General features: G+C 47.3%; 13 protein-coding genes. 2 read left to right on the top strand and 11 right to left on the bottom strand.

Going from position 1 to position 13875, the window contains the following annotated elements; all coding sequences use genetic code 11:
- Positions 1-29: 29 nt before the first annotated feature.
- The 5 genes from RCO25_RS12005 to RCO25_RS11985 are packed head-to-tail and all read right to left on the bottom strand — an operon-like array spanning position 30 to position 6022.
- Positions 30-1217, bottom strand: coding sequence for a saccharopine dehydrogenase family protein (locus RCO25_RS12005; RefSeq protein ID WP_308996382.1), 1188 nt, complete (start codon positions 1215-1217; stop codon positions 30-32).
- A 13-nt stretch (positions 1218-1230) separates the two neighbouring features.
- A complete protein-coding gene (phnW, locus tag RCO25_RS12000) occupies positions 1231-2370 on the bottom strand; it encodes a 2-aminoethylphosphonate--pyruvate transaminase (RefSeq protein ID WP_308996380.1) in 1140 nt (379 codons plus the stop codon).
- Positions 2367-3164 (bottom strand): phosphonoacetaldehyde hydrolase, encoded by a 798-nt coding sequence (gene phnX, locus RCO25_RS11995; RefSeq protein ID WP_308996379.1) that lies wholly within the window; start codon positions 3162-3164, stop codon positions 2367-2369. The genes phnW and phnX overlap by 4 nt, the downstream gene beginning before the upstream one ends.
- 50 nt (positions 3165-3214) lie before the next feature.
- The gene (locus RCO25_RS11990) at positions 3215-4909 is read right to left on the bottom strand and encodes a putative 2-aminoethylphosphonate ABC transporter permease subunit (RefSeq protein ID WP_374992102.1); all 1695 of its coding nucleotides are present in this window, start codon (positions 4907-4909) and stop codon (positions 3215-3217) included.
- A 45-nt stretch (positions 4910-4954) separates the two neighbouring features.
- Positions 4955-6022, bottom strand: a complete 1068-nt coding sequence (locus tag RCO25_RS11985) for a putative 2-aminoethylphosphonate ABC transporter ATP-binding protein (RefSeq protein ID WP_308996404.1) — start codon at positions 6020-6022, stop codon at positions 4955-4957.
- Between the two features lie 256 nt (positions 6023-6278).
- Here RCO25_RS11985 and RCO25_RS11980 point away from each other — a divergent pair, with 256 nt between their 5' ends.
- On the top strand, positions 6279-7061 hold the full coding sequence (locus RCO25_RS11980) for an HAD family hydrolase (protein ID WP_308996377.1): 783 nt from the start codon (positions 6279-6281) through the stop codon (positions 7059-7061).
- Positions 7000-7215, top strand: a complete 216-nt coding sequence (locus RCO25_RS11975; protein ID WP_308996376.1) for an excalibur calcium-binding domain-containing protein — start codon at positions 7000-7002, stop codon at positions 7213-7215. The genes RCO25_RS11980 and RCO25_RS11975 overlap by 62 nt, the downstream gene beginning before the upstream one ends.
- Before the next feature lie 113 nt (positions 7216-7328).
- On the opposite strand, the gene RCO25_RS11970 is transcribed toward RCO25_RS11975, so the two are convergent.
- The 6 genes from RCO25_RS11970 to RCO25_RS11945 all read right to left on the bottom strand — a co-directional run bounded on the left by RCO25_RS11970 (position 7329) and on the right by RCO25_RS11945 (position 13635).
- Positions 7329-7937 (bottom strand): ATP-binding protein, encoded by a 609-nt coding sequence (locus tag RCO25_RS11970; protein ID WP_308996375.1) that lies wholly within the window; start codon positions 7935-7937, stop codon positions 7329-7331.
- 45 nt (positions 7938-7982) lie between these two features.
- Complete coding sequence (locus tag RCO25_RS11965; protein ID WP_308996374.1) at positions 7983-8114, bottom strand: hypothetical protein; 132 nt, start codon at positions 8112-8114, stop codon at positions 7983-7985.
- 15 nt (positions 8115-8129) lie between these two features.
- Positions 8130-8381 carry a DUF4372 domain-containing protein gene (locus RCO25_RS11960; RefSeq protein WP_308996373.1) on the bottom strand — a complete coding sequence of 84 codons (252 nt, stop codon included), beginning with the start codon at positions 8379-8381 and terminating at the stop codon, positions 8130-8132.
- A 206-nt stretch (positions 8382-8587) separates the two neighbouring features.
- Positions 8588-10150, bottom strand: coding sequence for a response regulator (locus RCO25_RS11955; protein ID WP_308996372.1), 1563 nt, complete (start codon positions 10148-10150; stop codon positions 8588-8590).
- Positions 10151-10193: 43 nt separating this feature from the next.
- Positions 10194-11996: a cache domain-containing sensor histidine kinase gene (locus RCO25_RS11950; RefSeq protein ID WP_308996371.1), complete on the bottom strand. Its 1803-nt coding sequence runs from the start codon at positions 11994-11996 to the stop codon at positions 10194-10196.
- A 268-nt stretch (positions 11997-12264) separates the two neighbouring features.
- Positions 12265-13635, bottom strand: coding sequence for an extracellular solute-binding protein (locus RCO25_RS11945; protein ID WP_308996369.1), 1371 nt, complete (start codon positions 13633-13635; stop codon positions 12265-12267).
- Positions 13636-13875: the final 240 nt, after the last annotated feature.

Raw genomic sequence — 13875 nt, 5'->3', positions numbered from 1 at the left:
AAGCGTTCTTATGGATTAATACCCGTATTCTAACGCACTTCTACTAAACTCTCAATCTTTTCATGAATGGCTATGCCGCGCTTGCTTAGCTGCTCAAATATGATCTTTGGCTCAAAGGCCTCCTCCGGCGTAACTATGCCGGCGCGATTCTTGCAAAGCGTCTGGCCGCTGGCGATTAGCTCCGTCGCAATGGCCAGCGGGATTCCGACATTTCTCGTGTATGCCCGTAATTTCTCCCAGCCTGCAACCGTGCCGTCTGACGCCGGATGGGTATGCGTGAGCGTATGCCTGCACGCTTCGCCGCTCTCGGCTGATATACCGGTTACTTCAATGTGCAAGGAGTAACCGTACAGCTCCGTTTCGTGACCTTCGCGCGATTCAAATAAGTATTGTCCAATACAGTCCATGATTCCGATTTCTTGTCCTGCGATTGTAATCGAATCGTTTCGTAGAAATCCGTATTCATATAACGAGCGGACAAGCCTCATATTTTGCTGTGGCCATGTTCCGCGCACCTCTATCAATTGGACATTCTTGCTCTCAAGCGCCTTCGCCAGCGTACGCGTTTCCGCATGCGGAATAATATATTGAATGGATTTGCCATACGGCTCCGGAAGCTCGATTTCCCTCGGTCGGGCAAACGGCTCGACCTGTATGAACTGTCCCTTCTCATAAACCACGCGGCCCGGAAGATTCGGATCGTACTCATAGACATTCGTTTCTGCAATCGACTTAGAGAAAGCGATCGGCCGATAAGAGCCATGGCTCACGCGCACTTCATGCACTTCCTTCAGCTGACTAGCGGCATGCATAGCCATCATTTGCGTAACGCCTGGCGTCATCCCGAAGCCGGGCAAGCATATTTTCCCATGACGGACAAAGACCTTGTGACTGGCATCCTCTTCGCCAAAGCCGTTCAAATTAATGCCGTGACAGCCTGCCTCCGCAATACATGCGGTAGATAGTCCGTTTAAAGTAATCGTTGTGCCGTCCATAACGATATCATAGCCCCGAAGCTGCTCTACCGTTGCCTCATGATTCCGCACGTTTACTTGAACCGCATTTACACGTGGATCATTCAATGAGGCAGCAAGCTGCTCAGCAGCCTCCAGATTGAAATCACCGATCGTAATGACCTCAAAAGCAGAATACTGTACCAGATCCAGCACCGCTTCCATACAAATGCGGCCCGCGCCCCCTAAGCAAAATACCTTCATCTTGTTTCTCCTCCTACTCCTTGTGAACAGAACTCTGAATGTTCTTGATTACCGCAACCAGCCTTGCCATATCAGAAGGTTGGACGTCGCCAATGCTTCCGATTCGGAAGGTAGGCTCCGAGGTCAGCTTGCCTGGATACAGCACAAACCCTTCCTTCTTCAAGCTTGCATAAAAAGTCTCGAACGAAAACTCGGCGCTCGGGTACCGGAAGGCCGTAATGATAGGCGATTGCCATTCAAGCGGCAGCAGCGCAGGGAAACCGGCTTCCTCCATTCCTTGCGTCAAAACTCGCTGATTGCTGCTGTAGCGCTCTTGCCGAGCAGCGATTCCGCCCTCAAGCTCCAGCTCCTTTAACGCTTGGTCAAATGCTCGCACGACATGAGTCGGCGACGTATAACGCCATTTGCTGTTCGAACGCTCCATCATGTCCCATTGGTCGTACAAATCAAGAGATAAGGAACGCGCATGGCCTTTGCAAGCAGCAATCGCTTCACGGCGCGCAACTACAAAACCGAAGCCCGGAACCCCCTGTATGCATTTGTTGCTGCTGCTTATCAGATAATCTATGCCAAGCTCATGCATATTCAATTCCACGCCGCCAAAGCTGCTCATGGCATCAACGATAAACGTCACATTCCGGCGCTTAATAACTTCGGCGATCTCCGGCAGCGGATTAAGGATTCCAGTCGTCGTCTCGCAATGGACGATGGCTGCATGCGTGATCAAAGGGTCGCTCATAAGCGCTTGCTCAAACAATTCCGGATCAATCGGACTACGCTCGTCGAACCGCACAACCGCAACGGGAATGCCGAGCACCTTGGCGATTTGCACGATTCTCTCTCCATAAGCGCCATTAACCGCGATAACAAGCTTGCCGCCCTGCTTTGGCAAAACCGTGCCGATTGTGGCTTCAACGCTGAATGTCCCGCTGCCTTGCATTAATACCGCTGTATAAGCATCCGCCGCTGTCGGCGCAGCGAGCTGTACCAGCCGCTTTCTTATCGAGGCGACGAGCCGATTATATTCCTCATCCCAGGTGCACCAGTCCTTCATCATCGCTTCCTTTACGCTGCGCGTCGTCGTTAAAGGGCCTGGCGTTAACAGCAAATACGGATTTTCAGTTACAGCTGCATTCTCTTGTAATGATTTCATGGACGTTCCCCCGCCTGCAGTCTTTCGTTAATATGTGCAATCACACCATCCAGCTCGCCGATTTCACGAATGATGAAATGAGCACCCGCTTGCATCAAACGCTCCGATACTTCCACAAAGAGCCTTTCCTTTTCTCCTGCGGTCAAAGCCTCTGTTTCCGCTTGTGTAAGGCCAATTTCATTGCCGCCAAAAATAACGCCTACCGACCATACTCCTGCGTTTCGCCCTTCCCGCATATCCGCTTCCGTATCGCCGCATTTGACGATATGGCTCATCGGATAAGTGCCAAGCCGCTCCGCATTGCGGAAAATCATCCAAGGATGCGGACGGCCTTCCGCCGCTTCGTCCGGGGTAACTGTACTGTCGGGAGAATACCCTTGCTTAGCCGCTTCCGGTGCGATAATATCCATCATCGGACGTGTATAACCTGTCGTCGTTCCAATCTTTATGCCCTGCTCCCGCAGCCTCTCAATCAGCTTAAGCGCGCCTGGCACCGGCGTCGCATAGTGGTGGAGAATCGAGAACAGCATCGGCTCGAACTTTTCATACATCTCATCGATGTCACTCTCGTTTGGAGCACTGCCATACTTCGCCTCCCATGCGGCAGCGACTTCCGGATCGGAGCAAATATCGCGCAAATGGTCTTTTTTCATGCGGCCCATCGGTTTCCTAATCGCCTTGGCTGACGCCTCAATTCCTCTTTCCTCAAATAACCGGCGAAACGCTTCTACCGGCGCAAAGCTGCCGTAGTCTACCACTGTTCCTGCCCAATCCAATATCACTGTTTTGATCATCAATAATCTCCTCCAAAGTATGTTGTAATGTTGTTATTGTTAAAGCTGTTTTACCGTTTCTGCCAAGCTGACATTTTGCGTCGAAGCCTTGCCGTTCCCGCTTCATACAGGAAACGCACGACGATATTCAGCAGCACGACAAGTACGGACATCGCGGCTGCCGCCGCCGTATCGCCCGCGTCATCCATGCTGACGATGGATACCGAAGCAAGCCTTAAATCCGATGCGTACAGGAAGATCAGCGCAGATACCGTCACCATCGCGTTTACGAAAAAGTAGACGGCCATTTCCAAAATAGCCGGCAGCGACAAAGGCACCGTAATGCGTGCGAACGTACGCAGCTTCGAGACATTCATCGACTCGGAGACATGGTCGAACTCCTTATCCAGCATTTTCAAAGTTGCAGTCGCCGTCATGAATGGAACGGAGTAGAAGTGAACCACATTCGCCAAAACCAAAATGATCATCGTTCCGTAAATAAAATGGAACGGATTGGCCGGATGATTAAAGAAATAAATATAAGCTAATCCTATGACAAGACCAGGAAGCGCCAGCGGCAGGATCGACAAGAAATATGCCGCTTGTCTGACGGGACGGTAGACACGCCCGTTTTCGATTAAATATGCAAACATGAAGGTAACAAGCGTCCCGATAACCGCTGTCCAAGCCGCCATCTCCACGCTGTTCCAGAACGGATCGAAGCCGCCTGCCGCAGCACTCGAGAAGTCAAAGTTGCTCCAAGTAAAGGACATATCATACGGCCACTTCTTCACAACCGAAGCCAGCAAGACTGCTCCCATCAAAAGAAAGACCATGGCTGAGAGAATAATGGCATAAACATAAGCCACGACATTGCGAAGCCGATTGTTCTTAACCGAATAAGGAATTGATCTTGATGTTACGTATGCCTGCTGCTTCCTCGTAACGATGCGGTCCACGACGAAAGCAATAATCGCGGGAATCGTCAGAACAATGCCGACGACAGCTCCCATAGACATATTTTGCTGGCCGACTACTTGTTTGAAAATATCCGTGGCAAGCACGTTGTACTGCCCGCCAACGACTTTCGGCGCTCCAAAATCCGTAAAGCTCAGCGTGAAGCAAATGACAACAGCGCTGAGAAGCGCATACTTTACGGACGGCAGCGTTACCGTCAGCAGCTTGCGCAAACCGCTCGCTCCCATCGATTCGGCCGCTTCATACAAGCGATAATCGCTGATCGCAAGGCCTGCGCACAAAATAAGAAAGGCCTGCGGAAACGTGTAAATGACCTCGGAGATAATGATGCTCGTCGCACCATAAAGCGAAATTCGCCATTCAAAAGGCAGAAGGCCGAATAATCCGGTAGAGATGAGACCTTGATGTCCGAACAAATAGGTGAGGGCTATCCCGTGCATCATCGTTGGCGCGAATAACGGCAGCATCGCAAGCGCCTTAAAGAAGCCTTTCCCTTTGATATTCGTTCGGGTCAATACATAAGCCAGTCCAAAGGCAAGCGGCACGGCGATAGCCGTCGTTGCCGTAGATACGGTAATCGTGTTCAGCATCGATTGGATGAGTGATTTAGACTGCAAATAGGTCGTAAAATGATTTAATCCCACCCAGTTGCCTTCGGTATCCGTGAAAGCCTGTTTAAACATCGACAGCAGCGGCAGCACGATCGCTGTAACAAGCGCCAGCAATAAAACAAGCAGCAGCAGCTTTAACAGCCAATTGCTTTCCATCGTCTTCCGCTTGCTCCGCATCGCCGCTTGTAAGGACAGTACTTGATTTGATTTTAATTTCATCATTTACTCCTCTACGATCCCAGCGCCTGCCGCGGGATAATGAAGCATACGCTCCTGCGGCAAATGAAGATGAAGCAGCTTATTGCGTGACCAATCATAACGGTTAGCGGTTTGCGAAGAGATGTCCACGGTCACGTTCATATCCGAATGGCGGCCTAGTTCATTGGCAAGCTGCAGGCTTACGCGATAGAAAGCGCCGCGAAATTCCACATGTTGAACAAAGCCGCTAATTCCATCCTCCCTTTGTTCATCCGCTGAGCCTTGTGTTTCATCGATCTGGATATGCTCCGGCCTGATCGCCAGCAGGTCGTTCGGACCGGCTCCCTCCCACCTTGCCGTTCCAGCCGGAAAGAAATTAATCGCTCCGATAAAATCAGCTACAAACGGGGTTTTCGGTTTATCGTAGACTTCCTGCGGCGTACCAATCTGCACCACCTGCCCATGATCCATGACGACGATCTGATCTGCCATCGTCAGCGCTTCCTCCTGATCATGCGTCACCATAACGGTCGTTATGCCAAGCCGCTCCTGCAGCTCGCATAGCTGCTCGCGCAGCTTCTCCCGCACCTTCGCGTCAAGCGCGGAAAGCGGTTCATCCAGCAGCAAAATGTCAGGTGATAAGGCAATCGCTCTAGCTAGCGCGACACGCTGCTGCTGCCCGCCTGAGAGCTGTGCAGGAAACCTCTCCCTTATTGCCGTTAATCCGATCAGTTCAAGCATCTCCTTCACCCGCTCTTCAATCTGGCGCTTTGGCTGCTTCCCTTTTAGGCCGTAGCCAATATTTTCGCTAACGGTCAGATTCGGAAACAATGCATAGGATTGAAAAACGATGCCAAAATTTCGTTTCGCTGTAGGCAGCATTGAAATATCCTTGCCGTCTTGCATGACCGTGCCTGTGTCCGCCTGCTCGAGACCCGCGATAATACGAAGCAATGTCGTCTTGCCGCAGCCGCTTGGACCTAATAGGCAAGTGAATTTTCCTTTTGGAATATGGACGTTGACATCTTGGAGCGCTTGAAAGCTGCCAAATGTCTTGCGAATACCGTTAATCGCCAATCCGTCATTTCTCATCCTCATTCTCCTTGTGACCTCCTATCGATGCTTCATGAACGTATGAATGAATGGAGGCTTTGTTTCTTTGCTTATTTGTATTCTAAAAGAGTTTTGTTAAGAGAATATCAAACACATGTAAAGATTGTGTATTTAATTGTTTTATCGTTGTTTTTAGTTTGTTTTTCATATTAATATAGATTTACAGGAAGCTAACTGATTGTTTCCTTGTTTCTAATCACACACAACCAACCAAAACAAAGGAATGATGCGGCCGATGAATACGATCATCTTTGATCTCGACAATACGCTGATTTGGGATGAAAAAAGTACAGATGAAGCTCTTGATGCCACATGCGAGGCAGCAGCTCAATCGGAAGGCATACCCGCTATGCTGCTTAAGGAAGCCGTCCTTATACAAGCGCAATCCACATTTAAGGAACTTGCAGTTTACTCCTATTTAGCCAACATAGAGGTAACGGCAATGGAAGCAATGTGGGCGCGCTTTGACGATGGGACAGCATCTGAGCTGCTGTATATGAGGAAAAAAGCTCCTCTTTTTCGTAAGGAGGTTTGGGAGAACGGACTAAAGGAACTGGGCGTCCATAATGAAGAATTGGCTGTGCTGCTGGCCGAAACGTTTCCTATAGAAAGAAGAAAGCGCCCTTATATATATGAAGATACAGTCGAGGTTCTGCATTCATTAAGTAAGGCCTATCCGCTTATGCTTCTTACGAACGGCACGCCGGATCTGCAGAAAGAAAAGCTGCTGGGTGTTAGCGGTTTATCTGCGTTCTTCCGCCATATCGTCATCTCAGGCGAGGTTGGATGGGGCAAGCCGTCGCCTAAAATTTTCGAGCACTGCATGGCGCTAGCTGGTCTTTGCGCAGGAGATTGCTTCATGGTAGGAGATAACCTGTACACCGATATCCTGGGAGCGAACGGTACCGGCATGGCAAACGCCTGGCTGAATCGTTCAGGCAAACGACCGCCAAGCGATGCGCCCCGTCCGACCTTTGAAATACGCTCGCTTAGAGAAGTTGCGGGTCTGCTGCTTTGATAGCAGGATAGCGGAATTGTCGTACGCCATAGCTGGCAAGAATGAAGACAGCCTTCTCTATTTAACTGCTGGAGCTTCGCCAGTTTTTGAAGGTGATCCTGGTTACAGTTTCAAACTAGATCGTGACAAAGACGGGGTAGCTTGTGAAAATTAAATAATAGCCAAAGAAGCCCACTGAACGCTATGTTCGTGGGCTTCAGTTAACTTCATAGTATTATCAGACTTTCCACCATTCTTTCATTGTTCAAGGAAAATAAAGAGAAGACGTCATGCAAGGGGGATGGTAATGTTAAATTCTGTGCCTACTTGAGGTTGACTATTGATGGATATAGTCCCCCCCAGCGCACGTATGACCTGAAATGAAAAGGTAAGCCCTAGGACTGTACCGTTTGATTTAGTTGAAAAATAAATGGTACCCAGACGGTTTTCCTGGTCTTTATTCATGCCAATCCCGTTATCATTGATGATAAGAATGGCATCCTTACCATCAAGTGACAAACTTAACGATACTTTTCCGTCCAAAACCTCCGAACATGCTTCTATCGCATTTTTAATGAAATTAACGATCACTTGCTTAATCTCATCCGAATCAGCCATAATCCAAACAGGGGCGTGCGGTTTTATTAACTCAATCTGAACATTGTACATATTTCCATACGGTATCATCACATCGATTGTGTTTTGTAGCTGATATAAAAGGTCTGTTCGTACCTTCTGTTTATCATGTGGTTTGCCAATGGCAAGGTAATTAGAAATAACAACTTCCATACGTTTAAGCTCGTTAAGACTGATATCGATATACTCGTCCAATTTATTCTTAGGCAAAGTATCGTTACGAATTAATTTTAAAAACCCGCTTACCGCGGTAATAAGCAAAGTGTCCTTCGTCTAAGCGACGAACACTTTCTTCAGATCATATCCCTAATCATGAATCAGATCATCTATAATACTCGATAATGGAATCCAATAAAACCCGACCAAACTGCCTTTACTCAAATCTGGGTTGACGGTAACAAGCGGCACTATCGTTAGCCGAAAAGCTACAACTCTCACTTTCCATATCTCCCGTTAAAACGGATGTAACAGCTTTATATAAAACCCGCCGACAACCGTCCGGTTCTGAAAGCCCACAGCCCACTTGTCCCGAAGACCATCGCGTCCTTGCAGCTCAGCATGAAGAAAGAGTTTGAAGTATGCCAGTGTCGTGAGCTTTTTGACGTATTTATCTTGGCCTGTTTGGGTAACTCGATCTTTGAACGTTTTCGTACAAATCGGCGCTAGCCATTTACCAAATGAAGAAAATAGGGTATCCTTGTCCATACCTGTAATCCTTTCGGTGGATTATGCTACCTGCCATTCCATTGTAAAGGATTTTTTTTGTTGCCTAGACAAATAAATGGCTGAATATTATGAAGATTCGGAGAAGATTAATGCAACGCTAGTGATAATAAACCATAATGTATATTAAATAAAGACGTACGGCATCTGCATTTGCAACTATGCAAAACCAGGGAGATGATCAATATTCATGTATACTCTTTATATTCCTTCGGCGTCATGCCCGTTAAGCTTTTGAATAACTTGCTAAAATAGCGCGGACTGTCATATCCAACCATTTGGCAAATCTCATACACCTTTAATGCGGGATTTTTCAGCAATTCTTTGGCTCGCATGATTCTGACCTCTGTCACATAGTCAAGATAATTCTTGCCCGTCTTTTCTTTGAATAAACGGCTTAAATAGATCGGATGTATAAAGAACACATTGGAAAGAGTCGTTAAGCTGATATTCTGCGCATAATGCTCATCGATATAACGCTGCACCTTGGCAATCGTATGGCTTGACTTCGCTTCCTGATCCACTGGATTCAGTTCCTGATTCATCCGATCGAGAGCTCCTGCAATGCTGTCCTTCATGCTAGTCAAATCGGAAGAAAGCAACAAGGCGCGAACCGTCGCGAACATGACATTGTCTGTTTTGGCAGAAGACTTCATGTTATGGATACTATAAAGATTCTGGCTGATCATGAACAGAATCTGAATGCAGAAGGCTTGAATTTCATGGGGTTTGCAGCCTTCGTAATTCATGGCATCTATTGTGGAATAAATAATCGCTTCGATGCGGCTCCACTGCTCAGGCGAGGCCAGCAGATCCAGGATTTCGGCAGCCAGCGTCTCATCGATCCGATAGTCGGTGAGCAGCACATGATCAATCTCGCGATAATGAGTTATTTTCCGGTCATGATGGAGCATCGCATACTGCAGCGCCCGTCCCGCTTCCAAGTATGCCTCTTTCAAATGATCCAGTCGACGATGCCTTTCACTGATTCCCAGTACAGCCTCAATCTGATGACTTTCCAGGCTTTCTGTTAGCGCCTTCAAATAATCCGTCGTATCTCCTTCCACTGGAGGCATCCATAAGCAGGCGATCTCGCTCCGTTCATTATTGAAGACCCAGACAGAGCCTTTATCGGCGGCAGCCTGGCTGGCGATTCGGGAAATGAGCTCCTTAACATCATTCAGATCCGCTTGTTCGTTGTAGAACTGCTGGTGTTGAAACCGGATTAAACAGTATTCTCGGTCCCAAGGCAATCCGGCTAGCTCAGCCTGCTCCTCCTGATCATCGACAATATATCCTTTCGCCAAGCTGTTTAATACATGATGAAGATGCATCTGCCTATATTCTTTTCGATTGCGGTCCTCCTGGCGTTCCTGGTCCAGCTCCTTCTTGATGTTGATCAACAGTTTTTTCAGCTCTCCAAAGTTTACGGGCTTCGTGAGAAAATCGCTCGCCCCGAGCCGCAAAGCCTGCCGCGCGTATTCAAATTCGCCGTACCCGCTTAAAATGATCGTACGCACAGCAGGATATTCTGACTGGATGATCTCCATGAGCTGCAGCCCGTTCTGAACCGGCATCCGAATATCGCTAATGACAAGATCGACAGGCGAGGACTCCATATATACAAGAGCTTGAGCTACCGAGCTTGCGGATGAAACTACCCGGTATCCAAGCTCTTCCCAATTGACAAATCGGGTTAATCCATCGCATACAATTTCTTCATCGTCTACGAGTAATACATTATAGTACATGTCCTTTCCTCCTGTTCTCATCATGGATGCGAAGTGTCCTATCCTACTTCTCGATTCCCGGCAGCTTTATGAGCACGGTAGTGCCGACTCCAAGCTCGCTCGTTATGACTAGTCCGAAGCTTTTCCCGTAGCGCAATTTCAATCTCTGATTGACATTGTAAAGAGCGATGCTGCCTTGAGGCGAGTTGTCGCTTAGCAGAGAGTCCGTTAGCTCCGTCAGCCTGTCAGGTTGAATTCCCGCACCGTTATCGGTTACACGGATCATCATTATGGAATGTTCCATTGTTCCCGTAATGTTAATTCGCGCTTCTGTCCCCACTACATGAAAGGCATGGATGACCGCATTCTCAATCAGTGGTTGGATTGTCAGCCTCGGAATAAAGAAGTTCTTCGTACTGAAATCAAAATCAATTGTGAGCGAAATGGGGGCGCGATGTCTAAAGTTAATGACATCAATATAGGTCAGCGCATGGGCTAATTCCTTTTCAATCGTGATGATTTCTTCGTCTTTGTTGATTGTCATACGCATCAGTTTGCAGAAATCATCGATCATTCGGGTTACCTTGCTTTCTCCGCCAGCCTCATACATCGCTTCCCAGCGGATGATGTCCAATGTGTTATATAGGAAATGGGGATTAATCTGCATCTGGAGAACATTTAATTCCGCATTTGCATGGTTCAGCTCTAACGTTTTCTGTTTAATTTCGGTGACGTAGATTTGATCGATCAACGTCTTCGTATGATCCGCCATTTGGATAAACTGGTCGCCTAATAGGGTAATCTCGTCCTGGCCGGAGGGCGTATAGCTGACATGGAATTCATTTCTGGGAAAAGCGCTCATGGCCCTCATCAGTTTATTTAATGGTTGTGAGATGCTGATTGTCGTCCAATAAGCAACAATAATGGACAGCATTATTAGTACGGCTACAATCGAAAGACATAAGTTGCGGATGTTGTATGCAGGCTGCAGCAGCTTGTCTTTATCCACGATATGAACAACCGATAAATCGGTGTAAGGAACCTGCTTGTAAACCATAAATACACGGATCCCGTCCATCTTTCCGTTATAGATTCCCTCCCTGTTGGATGCAATCAGCGAAACAATATCTCTGGCAGTAGAAAAGTTTGGTTCGGATATATTCAGATTAATTCCCATAATGGCCCCGTTCGGGCCAGTGAGAAACGTATTTCCGCTTCCGTAGAAGGCATAGGATTTCAGAGAATCCGTGAGCACGCCTATCTTGATATTCAAGATGATTACACCTGCAAAGTCGTGAGTCTCCATATCATAGACGGCTTGAGTCATCGTTATGAGATCCGTCATGCCATATTTGGTGGACTCGCTTTTATAGAAAAGATCAGTGACTCTGCTTGTATCGAACCAAACGGGATATCCATGCTGCTCCATGGCCTCGGTGTAATACTCACTCTCCCGAAAGCGCTTTAAATCGCGGATATAACCGCCGTTTCGTTCTCCATAGCTGTCGATCATCGTGTACTGGTCCGTTGGAGTAACTACCTGCAGGCTTGCAATATATCCGTTGTTTACAGCGACGGAGTTCAGCTTTCGCCCGACCATGAGGCGGCTTTCATCCGATTTGGATTGTAAGCCATCGATAAATGTGCTGTCTGAATATAATTGCACCCCCGTACGCTCAAAGGAATTCAACTTATCCGTTATTTGAACATTAACATTCTGAACGAGCAGGGATATAAATTTTTCCATATTGGTTTCAATTTCATTTACGTACTTGTTGTACGTGAAGAACGTAATGAACAGGGACGGCAAAATAATAAGAACAAAGAACGCAACCACCAGCCGCTGGAAGATACGTGTGGTACGCAACCCCTTAATGATAACATGGGAAAAACTTATAAATCGATTCCGTATCGCTCTGATTAGCATATAAGCCCACCTACTTCTTAACCTTGCATGATTCATTTCCATTATAGATGAAAGCAAGCGTAAACGGCAGTGCAGTCCTTTGACGGTGCAGCAAACGTTTCGCGGTGAATTATAAGTTCATTATAAAGTGAAACTTATAATTTCTTAGAATTCAATCAAAAGAAGAACTGCAAGAAGCAGTTCTTCTTTTGACAATTCACAGCATTAACTATTGTTTGGATTTCTCATTAAAACTATCCAACACTTCCGAGGCAGCCAGTTTCTGAGCCGCTTCGAATTCTTTGGTCGGATCTGCATTCGGATCCGTCAGCAATTTCTGCACAGCGCGATCTACGTATACACCGAAGTCGGCTTTACCGTAGAATTCAAGTCGGCCGATGTCCGTTACGCTCTTCAGCACCCCAGCGTACTCTTCAGGGAAGTTGAAGAAGTCATTGATGTTCAGATCGTCGCGAACCATAACTACAGGGTTGCCCGCACCTTTGCTGGCTACATTCTGATAGAATTTTGTCATGTAATCCTTCGAGCTTAGGAACTTGATGTACTCCCAAGCGGCATCCTTTTGGGCTTGCGCAGTTTTCGCATTAATAACATAGGTGCTGCCGCCGATTGCAGTAGCAGTTTGACCGGATGGACCTGCCGGCGGTAGCATCAATCCGATGTCCTCCGGCTTCATACCAAGCGAAATTGCCCAGCTGACCCAATCCCCAGCGAACGGCATCATCCCGATCTTGCCCTGAGCGAACTTCTCAATCAGGTTGTCAAATTTCAAAGTAAGATCGGATTGCAGCACCTTATTGGCGCGCAGCTGCTTATAGTACTCTGCAGCTTTGATTACAGCAGGACCCGTAAACGTCAATTCAGCTGAACCGTCGGCATTTTGTTTCGTTAAATCTCCACCGGCCTGCCATACATAGTATTGGAAGAACCATTCGGTCCATTCAGCCGCCAAGGTCGCGTAGCCGGATACCTGACCGGAAGGATCATTAATTTTCTTAGCCACTTCCAACGCTTCATCCCAAGTTTTAGGGAGCTCGGTGATGCCCGCTTTTGCGAACAGGGCTTTGTTGTAGCCGAACAGCATTGGGGAAACTTTAGTAGGAATACCTAGCACTTTGCTGTCAACCGTAAACATGTCGACATACGTTTTATTGAAATTGCTCCACTCATCCCATTGACCAACATAGTTGTTCAGCGGTTCTACAATTCCAGCCTTCATGTATTTATCCATCATCGTAAAGGAAACCTCCACAAAATCGGGAGCATTGCCGGCCGCAACCGCTTGATAGAATTCATTCCCCGGATCGCCTTCCTTCACTACTTTGTTGAACGTAATGTGAGGGTGGCTGTTCAGGAATTCCTTTTCCATTTGAGCTCCGAAATCATCCTGCTCGCGGCTTGTGACCCACATCGTCAAGGTGACAGGCTCAGGCTGCTTAGTCTTATCACCTGTATTGGCAGCCGAACCTCCTTGCTCGCCCGTATTGGACGTATTACCATTGCTGCCGCCGCAAGCGCTTAAAACTGAAACCAGAAGAATAAGGGACAATAATGTCAGAAGCATTCTTCTTTTTGTCATCTGTTTGACCTCCATTTTTTGTTTTTATTCCCCCAAACGAATTCGATATGGGCGTTAAGTAAAGTCTAGATCAGTTTTTTTTAAATTTATAGGCTTTGGATTGAACCTAATGGTACCTAAATTCAACTTTATGATAGCGCTTTATTTATTTCTGATTCCGTCATCGGACAACAACTTGATACCCGCATGAAAAGTAAAAAAAGTGTCCCTACAAAATTAATTTTGTATCCTACCGCCTGC

Origin of the sequence: Paenibacillus sp. LHD-38 (assembly GCF_031157315.1) — a bacterium.
In the GTDB taxonomy this organism is placed as follows: Bacteria; Bacillota; Bacilli; order Paenibacillales; family Paenibacillaceae; genus Pristimantibacillus.
This window is presented reverse-complemented; position numbering and strand designations above follow the sequence as displayed.

Coding starts and splice junctions, on each gene's coding strand:
- RCO25_RS12005 (WP_308996382.1), bottom strand. CDS start 1,217: ATGAAGGTATTTTGCTTAGGGGGCGCGGGCCGCATTTGTATGGAAGCG.
- phnW (WP_308996380.1), bottom strand. CDS start 2,370: ATGAAATCATTACAAGAGAATGCAGCTGTAACTGAAAATCCGTATTTG.
- phnX (WP_308996379.1), bottom strand. CDS start 3,164: ATGATCAAAACAGTGATATTGGATTGGGCAGGAACAGTGGTAGACTAC.
- RCO25_RS11990 (WP_374992102.1), bottom strand. CDS start 4,909: ATGCGGAGCAAGCGGAAGACGATGGAAAGCAATTGGCTGTTAAAGCTG.
- RCO25_RS11985 (WP_308996404.1), bottom strand. CDS start 6,022: ATGAGAAATGACGGATTGGCGATTAACGGTATTCGCAAGACATTTGGC.
- RCO25_RS11980 (WP_308996377.1), top strand. CDS start 6,279: ATGAATACGATCATCTTTGATCTCGACAATACGCTGATTTGGGATGAA.
- RCO25_RS11975 (WP_308996376.1), top strand. CDS start 7,000: ATGCGCCCCGTCCGACCTTTGAAATACGCTCGCTTAGAGAAGTTGCGG.
- RCO25_RS11960 (WP_308996373.1), bottom strand. CDS start 8,381: ATGGACAAGGATACCCTATTTTCTTCATTTGGTAAATGGCTAGCGCCG.
- RCO25_RS11955 (WP_308996372.1), bottom strand. CDS start 10,150: ATGTACTATAATGTATTACTCGTAGACGATGAAGAAATTGTATGCGAT.
- RCO25_RS11945 (WP_308996369.1), bottom strand. CDS start 13,635: ATGACAAAAAGAAGAATGCTTCTGACATTATTGTCCCTTATTCTTCTG.